Genomic DNA, 16,654 nt, shown 5'->3' on the forward strand with positions numbered 1-16,654 from the left:
GGTGGGCCATGGACGTAGCCTTTCGCAAGCCGTGTGCCGGCGTCGCTGTAGTGCCGGTAATGCTGGCCGTTGTTGTCCCTCCTGCTTCTCAGGCGGAGGAAATCAGCTATACCGCTACCACGACGGTTTTTACCGATCTTACCCACACAGAGCGGGACTCACGCACTGACACCCGTGGGGGAGCGGGTATCAGCGGCGATGTGGGGGCCAACTGGCTGTCCGGCCCCCACCGGCTTGATGCGCTCTACGGCGGCACCCTGGAAACCGAGCGTAGCAGCCTGGCCACCGGAGACCGGGACAACCTGTCGGTTCGCGGCTCTTCCCGTTACAACTACTTCGAGCCCGGCAGCCGCTTTGACTTCAACGCCGGGCACACCATCCGCTCGGTTCGCAATGACACCGGCTTTACCCTGGACGAATCCGCCTACGACACCCAGAACGCTGTTAACGCGGGCGCTGGTGTCATGTTTTACCCCGGTGAGCTGACCACCCTTCGCCTGGGTGGCCAGGCCGCCAAAACCTGGGCAGAGGACGATGTGCAGGACGGCGAATCCCAGAGCGTAGAAGCCAACCTGTCTCGTCAGGTCTCCGAGCGCAGTACCATGTTCCTGGTCGGCAGCCGGGCCTGGGAGCATGAAGAGAACACCGATATTACCCTGGACTCCGCCTCCGTGGGGCTGGATACCCGCCTCGAGAACGGCAGCTTCTCGGCCAGCGTCGGCGTCTCCCGGGCAGAGAGTGACGACTTCGAGAACGACGCCGTGATCGGTTCCATCGCCCGTCAGTGGCAGACCAGCCTGACCAGCACGCGCATCAGCTATGACCGCACACAGACCAGCACCCTGCTGGACCTGGCGCTGGCCCCCATTCCGGAGCTGGGTATCGAGGACGAGTTTTCAGTCCGGGTCCAGGGGGTGACGCTGAATGACACAGTCACCCTGGTTCACAGCACTCAGCGGCTGTGCGACCTGTGTACCCTGAATTTCATCGTTCGGGGCAGTGAAGAAGAGAACGTGCAGACCGGCGATGAAACCTGGGAGTACCTGGCGGGAGCGGGCCTGGGGCTGGCGGTCACCGAAGACAAAACCGTTGACCTGGATTACCGCTGGCAGGGCGATGCGCTGGAAGAGAGCAGCTCCATCGACGATGAACGGCATCAGTTTACAGTGACCTACCGTCACCAACTCACGGACCTGGCCTCCTGGGGCGCGGCCTTCGACACCGCCTTTACCCGGGGTCTGACCGACCAGGACCGTTACCAGGCCCGGGTGTTCTTCACCCTGGGCTGGGACGGAATGGAAAGGGCCTGGTAAAACCAGCCCCGCCACCGACAAGAACAGGGAAGACGCTGTGTTCGATAACAGACAGACCATCCGGTTGCCAGCGGATATGCCGCCGCAGCTGATTGTGGTGATCGACACTGAAGAGGAGTTCGACTGGAATGCCGAGCCGGACCCCGAGGCCACTGCGGTCACTGCCATGGACCACATCAACCGTGCCCAGGCCATCTTCAATGAGTACGGTATCGCGCCCTGCTATGTGGTGGATTATGCCATTGCCAGCCAGGCCCGCAGCGTTGCACCCCTGAAAGCCTTCCTGGATGCCGGCCAGTGTGAAATCGGTGCGCACCTTCACCCCTGGGTAAACCCACCGGTGGAAGAGTCCCTGTCCCGGTCCAATATGTATCCCGGCAACCTGCCGGAACCCCTCGAGCGACAGAAGCTCACGCGGCTTCGTGACACCATCGCCGAGAACTTCGGTGCCGCTCCGCGTATCTACAAGGCGGGCCGCTACGGCTACGGTCCCAACACGACCGCTATCCTTAACGACCTGGGGTTCGACATTGACCTGTCGGTATGCCCACCGCTGGACGCCCGTGGCGACGGCGGGCCGGACTACCGCTACTACGACGCCTGGCCCTTCTGGTATGGCCCGGCGGACAAGCGCATTCTGGAGCTGCCGGTCACCGGCGGATTCGTGGGCTGGGCCGGCAAGCTGTCACCACCGGTATTTGACCTGGCCATGGCCTTCCGCAAGCTGAAGGCACCGGGGGTGCTCTCACGGCTGGGTATGGTGGACCGGCTGATGCTTTCCCCGGAGGGATTCCCCACTGCCGAGCATATAAAGCTGACCCGGGACCTGTATCGCCGTGGTGTGCGCACCTTCACCTGGAGTTTCCACAGCCCCAGTGTGGTACCCGGCCACACCAGTTATGTGCAGAACGAACAGCAGTTGAAGGATTTTCTCGATTCGTTCCGCCGGTTTTTCGATTTCTTTTTTAACGAACTGGGTGGGCAGGCATCGACCCCCACCCGGCTCAAGTCGCATATGGAGAAGTTTGCATGAAAGTGCTTGGTATTTCGCCACTGGACAAGGACGCAACGGTCTCGGTTGTTGAAGACGGTGAGATCCTGTTCGCCGCCGGCGAGGAGCGGTTCTCCCGGGTCAAACAGCAGGACGGCTTTCCTCAGCTGGCCCTGGAAAAGGCCCTGGAATATACCGGCAGCAAGATGAGCGACTTTGACCAGGTCTGCTACCCGTTCCTGACCTGGGAGAATGAAGCCAAGCTCTTCAATCAGAACCTGGAAGACGAACGCCAGTTTATTCGCAACTTTGAGCCGGCGGACCTGAACCGGCAGATCAAGGAAGCGCTGACCAGGGTGCCGGATCGTAATGAGCCCATTCATGGTCTGGAGCACCCCAATGCAATCATGGAGAAGGGCTTTCTGCACAGTTCCTACTATTCCATGGCTGGGGCCCAGCGGCTGGCGTCCAACAACGCGGCACTCAAAGGGTCCCGCCATTGGGGTGAAGACGCTACCGAGTCCTTCCAGAAATGGGAACAGTCGCTGACCGAAGGCCTGCGGCAGATGGGCTGGGAAAAACCGGTCAAACGCATGGATCACCACCTGTCCCATGCCGCCAACAGTTACCTGGCCAGCGGATTCGAGCGGGCGCTGTGTATCACCCTGGATGGTTATGGCTCCGGCCTGGCAGGCTCCGCCAGCGAGGCCCGTGATGGCAAGATCCACCGGCTGCACGGCATCAGCTACCCCAACTCCCTGGGCACCCTCTACGAACATGTCACCTCCAGCCTGGGCTTCAAGCCAAGCCGGCATGAAGGCAAAATCGTTGGCCTTGCCTCCTATGGCGATCCGTCGATTCTGGGAGATATCCTCCTCAGCCGAATCCAGCAGGAACCGGGTGATTACCGGATCTACGAAGCGAATAACGTCTACTTTTCCCGTTACCTGGCGTCCAAGTTCCCGAAGATCGACGTGGCCGCCGCCTATCAGCATGCCCTGGAGGTGGTCGCCACCAATTACGTGCGTTACTGGGTCGAGAAAACCGGTATCGACACCATTGTGCTGTCCGGCGGTGTGACCGCCAACGTCAAGCTGAACCAGCGTATTTTCGAGATTGAAGGTGTTAACCACATCTTCGTCTACCCGAACATGGGTGACGGCGGCTGTGGTACCGGCGCGGCCCTCTACCACTGCTGGCCCGGTGGCGTTAAGGAGTCCATATCCAGCGCCTATTTCGGCCCCGACTACAGCGAAGCCGAAATCGCCGCCGCGCTGGAAGCCGAAGGCCTTGAATTCACCCGCCCCAACAACCTGGCGGCAGAGGTCGCGTCGCTGATCCATAACGGCGAAGTGGTGGCTCGGTTTGACGGTCGCATGGAATACGGCCCCCGGGCCCTGGGTAACCGCTCTATCCTTTACCACGCCCGTGAGCCGGAAGTGAATCAGTGGCTGAACAAGCGCCTGGGCCGCACCGAGTTCATGCCGTTTGCGCCGGTGACCCTCTATGAGGCCCGGGAGAAGTGCTACCACAATATCCGGGGTGCCGAGCACAGCGCCGAGTTCATGACCATTACCTTCGACTGCACCGAGTTTATGCGTGAGAACTGCCCGGCCGCGGTCCATGTGGATGGCACAGCCCGGCCCCAACTGGTACAGCGCGAGGTGAACCCGGGCTATTACGACATCCTCAAGGAATACGAGAAGATCAGCGGTATTCCCAGCCTGATCAATACCAGCTTTAACATGCACGAGGAGCCCATCGTCAACACGCCGCAGGACGCGGTACGGGCCTTTGTTCAGGGGGCACTGGATTACCTGGCTATCGGACCCTTCCTGGTCAAGCAGCCGAACCCGGCCCACTGATCTTAACCGGCGGGCGGAGCAGGACGCTGATGACGACAGGCAAGCTGGAAGTTAGCCAGCAGGCGGTAACCAACCCGGATCAATTGCGGGCAGAGTGGGAGGACCTGGAAAGCCGGTCCGCGCCCACCGTTTTTCTGTCCTGGCAGTGGCTGGGGCACTGGCTGGACGTGTACGAGCCGGATGCGCGGGTGCTGAGGGTGACCGACAACGGTCGGCTGATTGGCCTTGGCATGGTGGTCGCCTCAGACGAGCGACGCCACGGTCTACTTCGCTCCCGGTGTTTGCGCCTGCACCAGACCGGCAGCAAGGTGCTGGACCAGATCTGGATCGAGTACAACGGTTTTCTCGCGGAGCATGGCCGTGACCGGGACGTGTCCTCCGCCTGCCTGGAATTCCTGGAGGCACAGCGGGATACCTGGGATGAGTTCGTGGTAGGCGCCATTGATGCAGATGAGGCAGACTTCTACGCCCGCACCATGGGCCTGTTCAAACACGTCCGCTGGGAGGCGCCTTGTTATGGCGTGGACCTGGACCAGTTACGGCGCAGTGGCCGGCATTACCTGGACACCCTGTCCCGTAATACCCGGTACCAGATCAACAGGGCTCATCGCCTCTACGAAGAGCGCGGGCCAGTGGAGCTGATCCGGCCCGACAATGTGGACGAGGCGCTGGCGGTCTTTGACAGCATCGGCCCCCGTCACCTGGAGCGCTGGGGCAGTGGGCCGGACCAGAGCGGATTCGCCAACCCGGATTTTGTGCGCTTTCACCGCAGCCTGATCCGCAGCCAGTGGCCGGAAGGCGGGGTCGACCTGGTCTCGGTAAGGGCAGGGGACGATGTGATCGCCTCCTTTTACAACCTGCTGCACAACCAGGTGGTGTACTTCTATCTGGGTGGCATGATGACGGAAGCCGACAATAAACTGAAACCGGGGTTGCTGGGGCACAGCCTGTGTATCGAGGACTACCGGCAGCATGGCTTTCACTATTATGACTTTATGGGCGGAGACGAGCGTTACAAGTCCAACCTGGGGGAGTGTCACCGGCAACTGGTGCAGGTGGCCCTGCAGCGGCCCCGGTTCAAGCTGAAGCTCGAGAACGCCCTGCGGGAAGCCAAGCACCACTGGCTGGGGGAACCCGGAGCTGGTTATGGGCGCTGAGGAGACGTTCATGTCGAGAACAGACGATGTTGAAGTTGTCTCGACAGGCATTGAAGAAGCCCGGGCAGCGGGATGGGATGACTACGTGAGCCGGCACCCGGAGGGCACGGGTTATCACTACCTGGCCTGGCTGCAAAGTATTTCCGAGGCCTATGGGCACCGGCCCTGGTGCCTGGTGGCCCTGTCGCCAGGCGGTGACCTGGCGGGTGTGCTGCCTTTGTGTGAATTTCGCATCCCGTTGCTGGGGGCCCAGTGGGTGTCCCTGCCCTTTTGCGATCTGGGTGGCCCCCTGGCCAGCAGCCAAAAAGCGGCTGCCGCCCTGCGGGACAAGGCGGTCGAACTGACCCGGCAACGGGGCGGGAAAGGACTCAACCTGCGCCTGCCCGGAGAGCCAGTGGATGAGCGGGAAGAAAAGGCCCTGGCGAAGGTCAGCATGATCTGCGAACTGCCGGGGAGCAGCGATGCGCTCTTTAAAAGCTACAAACCCAAGTTGCGCAGCCAGATCCGCAAGGCCGAAAAGAACGGCCTGCGGGCGGAGGTCACCACCCGGGCGGACGCCATTGAGGCTTTCTATCGGGTGTTTTCCGTCAACATGCATCGATTGGGGTCGCCAGTGCACAGTCTGGACTGGTTCCATGCGCTGCAGCGTACTTATGGTGAGCGAATGCTGACAGGCCTGGTGTGGCATGGGGAAACGGTGGTGGGTGCCGGAATCGTGCTCCTTAATGGTACCCGCGCCAGTATCCCCTGGGCATCCACCTTGGCGGAATACAATCGACTGGCACCCAACATGTTGCTCTACTGGACCCTGCTGGCCCATGTCACCGATGGCGGATGCCACAGGTTCGACTTCGGCCGATCCACGCCCGGTGAAGGCACCTACCGATTCAAGAAACAGTGGGGTGCGGAACCCCACGAACTGAACTGGCTGGACCTGAAGCCCGATGGCCAACCCGAACAAGCCCGGAAGTCGCAACACCCCGGTGGCCTGCGTAACCTGCTGGAAGCGACCTGGCGGCGGCTACCGCTGCCTGTCGCCAACCTGATCGGCCCCGGGGTAAGGAAGTACGTCAGTCTATGAACACCTTGCTGTTGCTGATTACCCTGATATGCCTGTTTATTCCGGTGTATGTCTACGCCGGCTATCCGCTGGTGTTGTGGCTGCTCACCCTGGGCCGGGACAAGGTAACTCACCGGGTCGCGGAAACACGTCCCTCGGTCGCGTTGATCATCTCCTGCTACAACGAGGCAGCGGTCATCCGGGACAAGCTGGAAAACGCCCTGGCCCTGGATTACCCCCGCGACAGACTAAGAATACTGGTGGTGTCTGACGGCTCCGATGACGGTACCGACGACATCGTCAAGCAATACGCGGAGTCTGGCGTCGAACTGATCAGACAGGAGGGCCGCCTGGGCAAAACCATGGGCCTGAACCTGGCCATGGAGCAGGTGGATGCCGACGTTACCGTCTTCAGTGATGCCAACGCCATGTACGCCCCGGACGCTATCCATAAGCTGGTGCGCAACTTTGCCGACGAACATGTGGGTTATGTGGTGGGCGCAGCCCTTTATACCGACGGCGACTCCGGCGCCAGCGCGAAAAATGAGAACCTGTACTGGCGCTACGAGCTGGCCATCAAGTCCATGGAATCCCGCCTGCACTCGGTAGTCGGCGGCGACGGCGCCATCTACGCCATTCGCAGTCACCTGTGGCAACCGCTGGAACAAAAAGACATCAATGACTTCGTTAATCCACTGCAGATTATCGCGAAAGGCTACCGGGGTGTGTTCGAGCCAGAAGCCAAGTGCTTCGAGGAAACCGCCGGTGATTTTGGCCGCGAAATTGCCCGCAAGGAGCGCATCGTCAATCGCAGTATCCGGGGCCTGATGCGGGTAAAAACCACCATGAACCCGGCCAAGGTTGGCATCTTTGCCTGGCAGGTTATTTCGCACAAGCTGCTGCGCTGGCTCATTCCGCTGTTTCTTGCCATTGCCGTAACAGGTAGCGCTTTGCTGGCGATGCTTGGCTATGGCTTCTTCCAGTTGATCACCTTCGGCGCCCTGGCCATCCTGCTGCTCGCCTGGCTTGGACACCGGACCAGCGACAAGAACGAGCTACCTGAATGGATCTCGGTACCCTACTACTTCGTGATGGTGAATCTGTATTCCCTGAAGGGCATCCTGCGGGCGATGCGGGGGGAAACTCAGGTGACATGGTGCAGCGCCAGACCGGAAAGGGAGCAACACTGATGTCCAAGATCGCGCTGTTGTTCCTCATGGTATTTATGGGAGGGGTTGTCGCTACCTTCATGATCAGTGGCGCGGCTTCTTTTTACCTGTACCAGATAGTTTATTTCCTGAACCCTGATGATCGCTGGTGGTCGGCTCAAATTCCCGGAGTCAGCTATTCCTTTTTCGCTGCTCTACTGATGATCCTCTCACTGGCGATGGGATACCGGAAATATACAGAGCAGGCGCCTTGGAAACAGCAGCCCATATTCAAGTGGTTGCTTGCACTGCTTGCGGTTTATTACGTGGTGGGATTCTGGGCAATCAATCCAGAAGTTCATGACCGCTTTGTTTTCGACTTGACGAAGCTGATGGTCGTTATTCTCGTGGCTTACAAGTTAGTTCATACCCCTCGCCTATTGGACGTTGCGCTCTGGGCCTATCTGATTGGGGCTACTTATATTGGTTATCTCGCTACTGTGACCGGTCGCAACTCTGGCGATCGAGTAGAGGGGATCGGGCTGGTCGACTCCCCCGATGCTAATGGTGTGGCATCAGCGCTGGTACCCAGTGCTGTTTTACTCATGTACTACGCCTGGATGGGCAATTACAAAGTAAAAATGCTATGTGCGCTTTGTGGCGGACTGATTGCCAATGGACTGGTACTGATCAACAGTCGTGGTTCCTTTGTGGGCGTAGTAGCGAGCGCCGGGTTGTTTCTGATGTACATGATCTTCTCACGCCACCAGAAAAAAGGGCAGCGGGGTATGGCCTTGCTTATCATTATTGGCGGTATCAGCGGGGGGCTCTATGTTGCGGATGAGGGCTTCTGGGAGCGGATGAGCACGATTCAGAACACGGAAGAACAAGGGGCCGGTGGCTCGGGGCGGATTAATTTCTGGCTTGCCTCCATTGAGGTAGCACGGGATAACCCAGGTGGCCTGGGCGTACAGGGCTTCAATGCCGTTGCTTCCATTTACCTGCCTCCGGAACAGCTTGGAGGAACTGAATATAAAAGCGTTCATTCCATGTGGTTTCAGGGACTAACTGAGGTTGGTTGGTTTGGGCTCGCCCTATTCCTGATGGCACTATTGTCACTTTATCGATTGTCGAGGAAAGCCAAGCAATGGTTATTGTCTGTTGGCGACAATGCCTTCTACTTTAAATTGTTGGCGCTGGAATGTGCATTGCTTGGCTACATGGGCGCGGCGAGTTTCATCAACCAGTTCCGCGCTGTGATCCTTTACTGGATGATGATGCTGTTGGCAGTGGGCATAAACGTTTATTTCCTGCAGCGAGTGAACGTACAGTCGAAAGAGAAAAAAGTCGTTTTGAAACAGCCAGGCACTATAAAGGCCGCAGCCTATGCCAGGAGGGAGTCGGCCTGATGACAACATTGAGAGTTCTTCAGTTCATTACGCCCGCAGGCTTCTATGGCGCTGAGCGCTGGGTTCTGGCGCTGGCCAATAATATTGATACGGCTGATATGATTTGTGATCTTGCCGTGACCCGCGAGGGCGATAGTCAGGACCTGACGGTGGCCGAGGTTTATCCTGAGCTGGCAGGCAAAGTTCATTACCTGCCAATGTCGGGCCGGTTTGATTTTCGGGTGGTGCAGCAACTTTGCAACATCATCCATGAGCGCGGCATTGATGTCATCCACACCCATGGCTATAAGTCCGACATTCTGGGCCTGCTTGCTGCAAAAAAATCCGGTATTCGATGCGTGAGTACCCCGCATGGTTTTGCTGGCAAGGTAAATCTCAAGTTAGCTACTTTTATAAAAATCGGCACCCACATGCTCCGTTATTTTGACGCCATAGCGCCATTATCGGAAGAACTGGTAAACGACATGAAAAGAATGGGTGTGCCGACTAGGAAAACTCGTTTTATTCGAAATGGCGTAGATCTTACGGAAATCGATGCAGCCATCACTGGTCCGTTGCCGTCTGAGAGGCGCGAGTGGGGACTGACAGTCGGGTACATTGGCCAGATGATCCCCCGCAAAGGCGTGGCCGATCTTCTCAGCGTCTTTGATGCATTGTATCAGGAGAACCCGGGCCTGAAGCTGCAGTTACTAGGTGACGGCAGCCAGCGACGTGAACTGGAAAACCAGGCCGGGGAACAGGCCAGCGCCGGGGCGATCGAATTTCTTGGCTTCCGCGGCGACCGGCTGGAGTTATTAAGTGAATTCAGTCTGTTTGTAATGACCTCGTCTCTGGAAGGGATCCCTCGCTGCCTGATGGAGGCCATGGCCGTGGGCGTGCCAGTGGTCGCCTATGATATTCCCGGTGTCGACCGGTTGATAGAACATGGAAAGACTGGAATGCTCGCCCCTCATGGTGATAAAGCGGCTTTGATAGCCTGTTGCAGGCAGGTTCTGCAGAATCCTGAACTGGCTGCCAAACTGGCGGCCAACGGCCGTAAGCTTGTGGAAGAACATTATTCCGCTGCCCGTATGGCGCTTGAGTATAAGGCTCTGTTTACCGAACTGCTCGACGGCGGAAAGCTAGCTGATAGTTCACCACGGGAGACAGGATAACCATGTGTGGTCTGGCCGGATTTCTCCGCACACCATCAACGCCTGAGCGTGAAGCACACGAGAGTTGGCTACAGGCGATGGGCGAGGCGATTATCCATCGTGGCCCGGACGCTGGTGCGATATGGATGGATGATCACGCCGCTCTGGTGCACCGGCGCTTAAGCATCCTGGACCTGAGTGAGGCGGGCACACAGCCCATGGTGTCGGCTTCCGGGCGCTATGCCATTGCCTTCAACGGTGAGATCTACAATTACCGGGAGCTGAAAGAAGCGCTCACCCAGGATGGTTTCACCTTCCGTACACAGACTGATACCGAAGTTCTGCTGACGCTTTTTGAGCAGAGGGGAGTGGATTGCCTCAAGGCACTTAATGGCATGTTTGCCATTGCCATTTGGGATACTAGAGCCAGGCAGCTGTTTCTGGCCAGGGACCGGCTTGGTAAAAAGCCCCTGTACTATTACTGCAACAATTCCCAGTTCGCCTTTGCCTCCGAGATCAAGGCGCTGTTGCCCGCACCATTTATACGCACGCAGCCGCGCCCGGATGCGGTGAAGGATTTCTTCGCTTACCAATACGTACCAGACCCAAAAACCATCTACCGCAACATCTACAAATTACAGCCTGGTCATTGGCTGATCACCAACGGCGACGAAATCCGGGAGAAGCAGTACTGGGATGTGTCGTTTGCGTCCCCCAGTGGGGCCAGCCAGGAAGAACTGCAAGCGGGCCTGTACGAGCTTATTGACGATGCGGTTCGGCTGCGCTTGGTCAGTGATGTACCCCTGGGGGCGTTTCTTAGTGGTGGTGTGGACTCTAGCGCGGTGGTTGGCTTGATGGCCCAGCATGCCGATCACCCTGTCACTACCTGCTCAATCGGCTTCGATTCGAAACGATTCGATGAGGTGGTGTGGGCCAGAAAAGTAGCCGATCTGTTCAAAACAGACCATCACGAATTCACCGTGCGGGAAAACGTAGCCGGCAAAATTGCCGGTATTGCTCGCTATTTCGATGAGCCGTTCGCCGACCCCTCGTTTGTACCAACCTATTTTGTCTCGCAGCTAGCGCGGCAGAAGGTCACGGTGGCACTGGCCGGGGATGGCGGCGATGAGAACTTTGCTGGCTACAGCAAATATCGCATCGACCAGACCGAAAATCGACTTCGTAGCCTAATACCCGGGCCACTACGCCGCGGTTTGTTTCCGGGGTTAGGGGAGCTTGCAGGACGGATCAATAGCCCGGCAACCCGTAAGGCGCAGTCTTTACTGGGCACTCTGGCAATGGACCCGGATGAGGCGTTTTTCCGGACGAACTGCTTTTTCCGTCAGGAACTCTGGGATGAACTTGTGCGGGGTGACCTGAAGCGAGAGACAGCGGAGTATAACCCAGCCGATATTACCAAGGCCTACTATGCAAAAGCGGATACCAGCGATCACCTTGGGAAAGTTCTGTATACAGACATAAAGACCTACCTTCCTGGCGACATTCTGGTGAAAGTGGACCGAATGAGTATGGCCCATTCCCTGGAGACCCGAGCGCCATTGCTGGACTACCGGGTGGTTGAGTACGCCGCTAGCCTGCCTTCGGCTCTCAAACTTAATGGTAAGGAAAAGAAATACCTTTTGAAGAAAAGTTTTGAAGCGATGCTTCCACGCGATGTGCTGTACCGAAAAAAAATGGGATTTTCAGTACCGCTGGCGCAATGGTTGCGTCATGAAATTCGTGATCTTGCTGAAGGTATCTTTAACGACGACGAAGGGGGATTGTCGGAGTGTTTTGATATGCATAAGGTGCGTCAACTCTGGCGGAATCATCTGAACGGTCAGTCGCAGAATACCCAGGAGATCTGGAGTATGGTGGCTTTCGAACTCTGGTGGCGGAACTGGAATCAATAGCTTTTAAGAGACGGGAATAACATGAAGGAATATAAGCAGATTTTCATTATCGGCGCTCCCAGGTCGGGCACAACTTTTCTGGCAAGCCTCCTCGATAAAACCGCTTATGGTCAGCCAGTCGAGACTCATTTCATTACCAAATACTACAAGAAACTGGATAGCTATGGGGATATCTCAAATTTCGACAATTTCCGAAGTCTTGTGGAAGATATCTTAAACGAAAGGCCGGTTCAGCAGTGGGGGCTGTCTCTGAATGTTAAGGAATTTTACAGGTCCTTTTCTGAGGAGTTCGGTTATAAAGATATAGTAAATAAAATTCTATCGCTTCAGAAAAAGGACGGTAATCCCTATTCTTGGGGAGACAAAACACCTCATTACATCGGTGATCTGGAAATTCTTTTAGCGTTGTTCCCTCATGCCCGATATATCTACATTGTTCGTGATGGTCGTGATGTGGCTCTCTCTCTTTTAGAAAAAAGCTGGGGCCCCAGCAACGTTTATGAGTGTGCTAGATACTGGGCCAAACTAAATAACAAGACAGATTTGATAAATAAGTTGATGGATAATGGGCAGCTATACAGTTTGACCTATGAAAGCCTTCTTGATGAAACCAAAAGCCATATCCGTTCTATCTATGATTTTCTTGGTGAGCAGGTTTCAGAGCAAGAGGTCGACGATCTTTCCTCTTCTGTAAAAAACAAAAATTACGGAAAATGGAAGACAAAAATGAAGAAAGGAGATATCCGGACTTTCGAAGCGGAGGCTGGGGGTGAATTGAGTCGTCTTGGTTATGAAGTGAATTACCCCGGTGCAATAACACCATCATACAAAAAGATCGGTTATGCGATGCACTCCAAATTCCGACGCGCCTATTTCCTTTTCCATATAAATGTCATTGATGGTTTTAAGATTCGCTTCCTCGGGAAATCACCTTTTAATGAGTAGTTATTTGGATGCTGTCAATAGTTCTGCCTGTTTTTTATCTGGAACAAGGTGTTGCTGGGTCGGATATAAGAAGTAGCGGCAGTCCAGGGCCGTTTCCATTTAGACCTGGCAGAATTTGTATCAATGTTGACAATAATCAGTAGCGAGAGCTCGGCGATGTTAGAACGCAGCGATAAGAAAAAAAGCAGATGGCTTCATGCGCTGGCTGTCATCAGTCTTGTTTTTGCTCTTTTGCTTATGGGAGTCAACATCTATGGATTGACCCAGCCCATCCGGAAGCCGGGGCTGGGCGTGACTGATCACGATAAGCTTAGATTTATCCCCGAGCAGGTCTGGAGTTATGAAGATAGTCTCAGTGCTATTAACGCACTTGACGCTACTTTGCCAAGAAGTGAGTTCGCTTCGGCGGCCAATCGGGTTGTTAATCAAAGTCTTGTTCACGTTTCCTGGAACGAAGTAGATCCCCGTGAGTACCGACAGTTGGTGCCCTTTTGGGAAAACTATTTTCTGTGGGCTATCGGAAAGTTTTCCGGCCTGCCTCAGTTTGAGCGCTATCACTACTCGAACCACAAGAGAAATCTGGAGCGTGGCATCGGTATCTGCGGTGATGCCTCAACCATCCTTTCCAGCATAATGGACGATTACGGCATTCCCAATCGCATTATTTCGTTCCGTGGCCACGTTATTGTTGAATATGAACGAGAAAATGGCGAGTTTGAGCTTATAGATCCGGATTTCGGGGTGGAACTAGGGATGACGCTCGATGGTTTGTTGGAGAATCCGGAGACCGCTAAGGAAAAGTACTTGGCGGCGGGCTATAGCGAAAAAGAATCAGAAAATTTACGGAGAGTCTATCAGACTCGCTATTTTGTATTTGATGATACCTTCCATTTCATGAGTAAGCGCTACATCTTCGAAACAGTTAGCTATTGGATGAAATGGTTAATGCCAGCGTTGTTGATACTCGTATCAGTTGTCTACCTTGTCAGGCGCTCGACAAGGAAAGGGGCGGGGAAAGACCTCGCACATGCAAATTAAAAAATCTTCCCATTTAACTATGCTATTTGATATAGGGTCAAGATCTTCATGAGCATGACGCGGATTATGCACGTCACCTTCAACATGGGTATTGGCGGCACAGAACAAGTTATCCGTCAACTTGTTACGAATCTGCCACGTGCTGAGTTTGATAACCAGATTGTCTGCATAGATGGCTATATCGGTGAGCTTGGCCGGTTCGTGGAAAAGGCCGATATTTTGGTATCTGCCGTTAAGCGCCAGCCGGGTTTTGACTGGGCACTCATTCGCCGCCTACGCCAGAAAATAGTTACTGACAATGTCGACATTGTTCACTGTCACCAGTATACCCCGTGGATATATGGATGGTTTGCTAGTTTTGGTACGGGCGCGAGAGTGATCCTTACTGAGCATGGCCGTTTTTACCCAGATCGTTACCGCTACAAGGCTGCCTTGATCAATCCGCTAATTGCCCTGTCGACGCACCGTATTGTGGCTATATCTCATGCAACACGGGATGCCCTGGCTCGTTACGAGTTCATTCCAAAGTCAAAGATTCGTGTCATTTACAACGGCATTGGTGGGCTCGAATGTGCCAAAGAGGATGTTAGCCGGTTGAAGCAAAAATTGGGGATACCAGAAAATCACAGGGTGATGGGAACAGTGGCGCGTCTGGATCCAGTCAAAAATCAGGTCATGATGCTTGAAGCGTTCGCGCAGGTGTCCAAAAAGTATCCCCATAATTGGTTGCTCATGGTTGGCGATGGGCCAGATCGCCAAATGCTTGAGGATAAAGCAAAAGAACTAGCCATTGATGAGCGTACGATTTTCGTTGGTTTTATCGATCAGCCAGCACTTTATCTCGCTGCAATGGACCTGTTTCTCCTAACATCCAATACTGAGGGCACCTCAATGACGTTGTTGGAGGCTATGAGTCTTGGCATTCCCTCAGTCGTAACCGATGTGGGTGGTAATCCAGAGATCATAGAGCAGGGCAAAACGGGTCTGGTGACACCGATCGCCGACGTTGATAGTTTTGCCAGGTCGATTGAACAGTTAATCAAGCAACCGGAACTGATGACGCATCAAGGAGAGCGGGCCCAGCAGGTATTTTTTGAACGGTTTTCCGTTGCCTCAATGGTTGAGAACTATCGACGACTCTACCAGGAGCAGAATGCAGAAGAGGCCGCCAATGGGTAACACCGGTCAAGACAGTAAAGGCGCAGCAGCTTATGTCTAAGGTACGGCGAGCGGTTGTATTCTCGTCCATGGCGCAGTATGGAAAGCGTCTGATTGCCCTGGCATCCACGATGATTGTTGCCAGGCTGCTGACGCCGGATGAAATCGGGACTTACGCTATTGCCAGTGCTGTGGTGATGATACTGGGTGAATTTAAGCTCATGGGAGCGGGGGCCTACCTGGTTCGAGAAAAGGAGATTACGGACGAGGTCATTCGTCGTGCGTTGGGGCTGACCGTTCTCATCGCCTGGGGCTTGGGGTTGACCGTGCTCCTGCTGGGGCCCGTTGCTGCAAATTACTATGATCTTCAACCACTCGGCCTAATATTCGCAATATTAGCCATTCCTTTCTTTCTTGCGCCTTTCATGAGCATCACGATGGCTTTACTGGCGAGAGAGTTCAAGTTCAAGTCTGTCCTGAAAGCTCAGGTTATAAGCGCTCTGATCAGTTTATTGGCAACCATTCTGTTTATTCTGGCCGGCTTCAGTTATTACTCTCTGGCACTGGGCCAACTGACACGCGCCGTTGTACAGTTTGCCTTGATTGTCTTCCTGAGAGAATTTCCGAATTACTGGCGTCCGGTTTTTGCTCGTCTTGGGGAAATCGCCCGCTTCGGTATGTTTAACTCCGTCGCCAATCTCTTCAAAAACTCCGTGAAAGTATTGCCCGATATGGTAATCGGCAAGCTCGGAACCACCTCACAGGTAGCCATGTTCTCCCGTGGCCTCGGGTTTGTCGATTTCTTGTCAGGCTCGCTGCAGATGGGGGTTTCGCCAGTTGTATTGCCATACCTTTCGGAAGCCAGACGGGCGGGTGAAAACCTGACGAAGCCCTACACCCGCGCAACGGTATTGATTTGCGCGTTGGTCTGGCCAGTGCTTGCTGTTGCGTCCGTGGCAAGTCTTCCGGTTATCCGTTTATTTTTTGGTGACCAGTGGGATGCTGCAGCACCCTTGACTTCTGTGTTGGCCGTCTGGCTTATGCTCAGAGCAACTCACCATTTCGCTAACAACCTTCTGGTAGCCACCAACAACGAGGGCGTGATGGCAGCGAAAGAAACACTACTGTTCGGCACCATCTTTTTGCTCATCCTTGCGGCTTTCCCATACGGCTTACAGGCGGTCGCTAACGTGTTTCTGGTTTTGGGTGTTTTGGAAATCGGCCTCGTGTCCTGGTTACTGTCAAGAAGGCTTGGTCTCAAGGTCCGGGCGTTTTACCGAGCGCTGCTGCCGAACTTATTGATCACCTTGATCTGTGCCTTGGCAACGGCGCTGATTTCCCGTTACGTGGACTTTGAGGCCAGCAACGCCTGGAAACCGGTCGGAGTGATAGCGTTTTGCCTGCCTCTCGTCTGGCTGACTTCACTAGCAGTTTTCCGACACCCGCTGCTGACTGAAATCCTGAAGATGCTTGGTCTCGATCGTAAGCTGGGTCGGGGAAAAAGGTGACGAGGCGTCGGCAGTG

The 16,654-nt window shown here is 55.2% G+C and carries 13 protein-coding genes; all 13 read left to right on the forward strand.

The window, feature by feature from the left end; translation table 11 throughout:
• Nucleotides 1–8 precede the first annotated feature (8 nt).
• The 13 genes from ACESMZ_RS03870 (at nucleotide 9) to ACESMZ_RS03930 (ending at nucleotide 16,638) form a co-directional block, all read left to right on the forward strand.
• On the forward strand, nucleotides 9–1,313 hold the full coding sequence (locus ACESMZ_RS03870; protein ID WP_372972220.1) for a hypothetical protein: 1,305 nt from the start codon (nucleotides 9–11) through the stop codon (nucleotides 1,311–1,313).
• A 37-nt stretch (nucleotides 1,314–1,350) separates the two neighbouring features.
• Nucleotides 1,351–2,346: a polysaccharide deacetylase family protein gene (locus tag ACESMZ_RS03875; RefSeq protein ID WP_372972221.1), complete on the forward strand. Its 996-nt coding sequence runs from the start codon at nucleotides 1,351–1,353 to the stop codon at nucleotides 2,344–2,346.
• Nucleotides 2,343–4,169 carry a carbamoyltransferase gene (locus ACESMZ_RS03880; protein WP_372972222.1) on the forward strand — a complete coding sequence of 609 codons (1,827 nt, stop codon included), beginning with the start codon at nucleotides 2,343–2,345 and terminating at the stop codon, nucleotides 4,167–4,169. Before ACESMZ_RS03875 ends, ACESMZ_RS03880 begins: the two co-directional genes overlap by 4 nt.
• 29 nt (nucleotides 4,170–4,198) lie before the next feature.
• Entirely contained in the window at nucleotides 4,199–5,326 is a 1,128-nt protein-coding gene (locus tag ACESMZ_RS03885; protein ID WP_372972223.1) for a GNAT family N-acetyltransferase, read from the forward strand.
• Nucleotides 5,327–5,336: 10 nt separating this feature from the next.
• A complete protein-coding gene (locus tag ACESMZ_RS03890; RefSeq protein ID WP_372972224.1) occupies nucleotides 5,337–6,407 on the forward strand; it encodes a FemAB family XrtA/PEP-CTERM system-associated protein in 1,071 nt (356 codons plus the stop codon).
• Nucleotides 6,404–7,576 (forward strand): glycosyltransferase family 2 protein, encoded by a 1,173-nt coding sequence (locus ACESMZ_RS03895; RefSeq protein WP_372972225.1) that lies wholly within the window; start codon nucleotides 6,404–6,406, stop codon nucleotides 7,574–7,576. The genes ACESMZ_RS03890 and ACESMZ_RS03895 overlap by 4 nt, the downstream gene beginning before the upstream one ends.
• A 59-nt stretch (nucleotides 7,577–7,635) precedes the next feature.
• Nucleotides 7,636–8,943 carry an O-antigen ligase family protein gene (locus ACESMZ_RS03900; RefSeq protein ID WP_372972248.1) on the forward strand — a complete coding sequence of 436 codons (1,308 nt, stop codon included), beginning with the start codon at nucleotides 7,636–7,638 and terminating at the stop codon, nucleotides 8,941–8,943.
• The gene (locus ACESMZ_RS03905) at nucleotides 8,943–10,097 is read left to right on the forward strand and encodes a glycosyltransferase family 4 protein (protein WP_372972226.1); all 1,155 of its coding nucleotides are present in this window, start codon (nucleotides 8,943–8,945) and stop codon (nucleotides 10,095–10,097) included. Before ACESMZ_RS03900 ends, ACESMZ_RS03905 begins: the two co-directional genes overlap by 1 nt.
• 2 nt (nucleotides 10,098–10,099) lie before the next feature.
• Nucleotides 10,100–11,989, forward strand: a complete 1,890-nt coding sequence (asnB, locus tag ACESMZ_RS03910; protein WP_372972227.1) for an asparagine synthase (glutamine-hydrolyzing) — start codon at nucleotides 10,100–10,102, stop codon at nucleotides 11,987–11,989.
• A 21-nt stretch (nucleotides 11,990–12,010) separates the two neighbouring features.
• Entirely contained in the window at nucleotides 12,011–12,934 is a 924-nt protein-coding gene (locus ACESMZ_RS03915) for a sulfotransferase family protein (RefSeq protein WP_372972228.1), read from the forward strand.
• A 156-nt stretch (nucleotides 12,935–13,090) separates the two neighbouring features.
• Nucleotides 13,091–13,972: a hypothetical protein gene (locus ACESMZ_RS03920; protein ID WP_372972229.1), complete on the forward strand. Its 882-nt coding sequence runs from the start codon at nucleotides 13,091–13,093 to the stop codon at nucleotides 13,970–13,972.
• A 48-nt stretch (nucleotides 13,973–14,020) separates the two neighbouring features.
• Nucleotides 14,021–15,151 carry a glycosyltransferase gene (locus ACESMZ_RS03925; RefSeq protein ID WP_372972230.1) on the forward strand — a complete coding sequence of 377 codons (1,131 nt, stop codon included), beginning with the start codon at nucleotides 14,021–14,023 and terminating at the stop codon, nucleotides 15,149–15,151.
• Nucleotides 15,152–15,183: 32 nt separating this feature from the next.
• The gene (locus ACESMZ_RS03930) at nucleotides 15,184–16,638 is read left to right on the forward strand and encodes an oligosaccharide flippase family protein (protein ID WP_372972231.1); all 1,455 of its coding nucleotides are present in this window, start codon (nucleotides 15,184–15,186) and stop codon (nucleotides 16,636–16,638) included.
• The last annotated feature ends 16 nt before the right edge of the window (nucleotides 16,639–16,654 follow it).

Origin of the sequence: Marinobacter sp. (genome assembly GCF_041690615.1) — a bacterium.
Taxonomy (GTDB): Bacteria; Pseudomonadota; Gammaproteobacteria; order Pseudomonadales; family Oleiphilaceae; genus Marinobacter.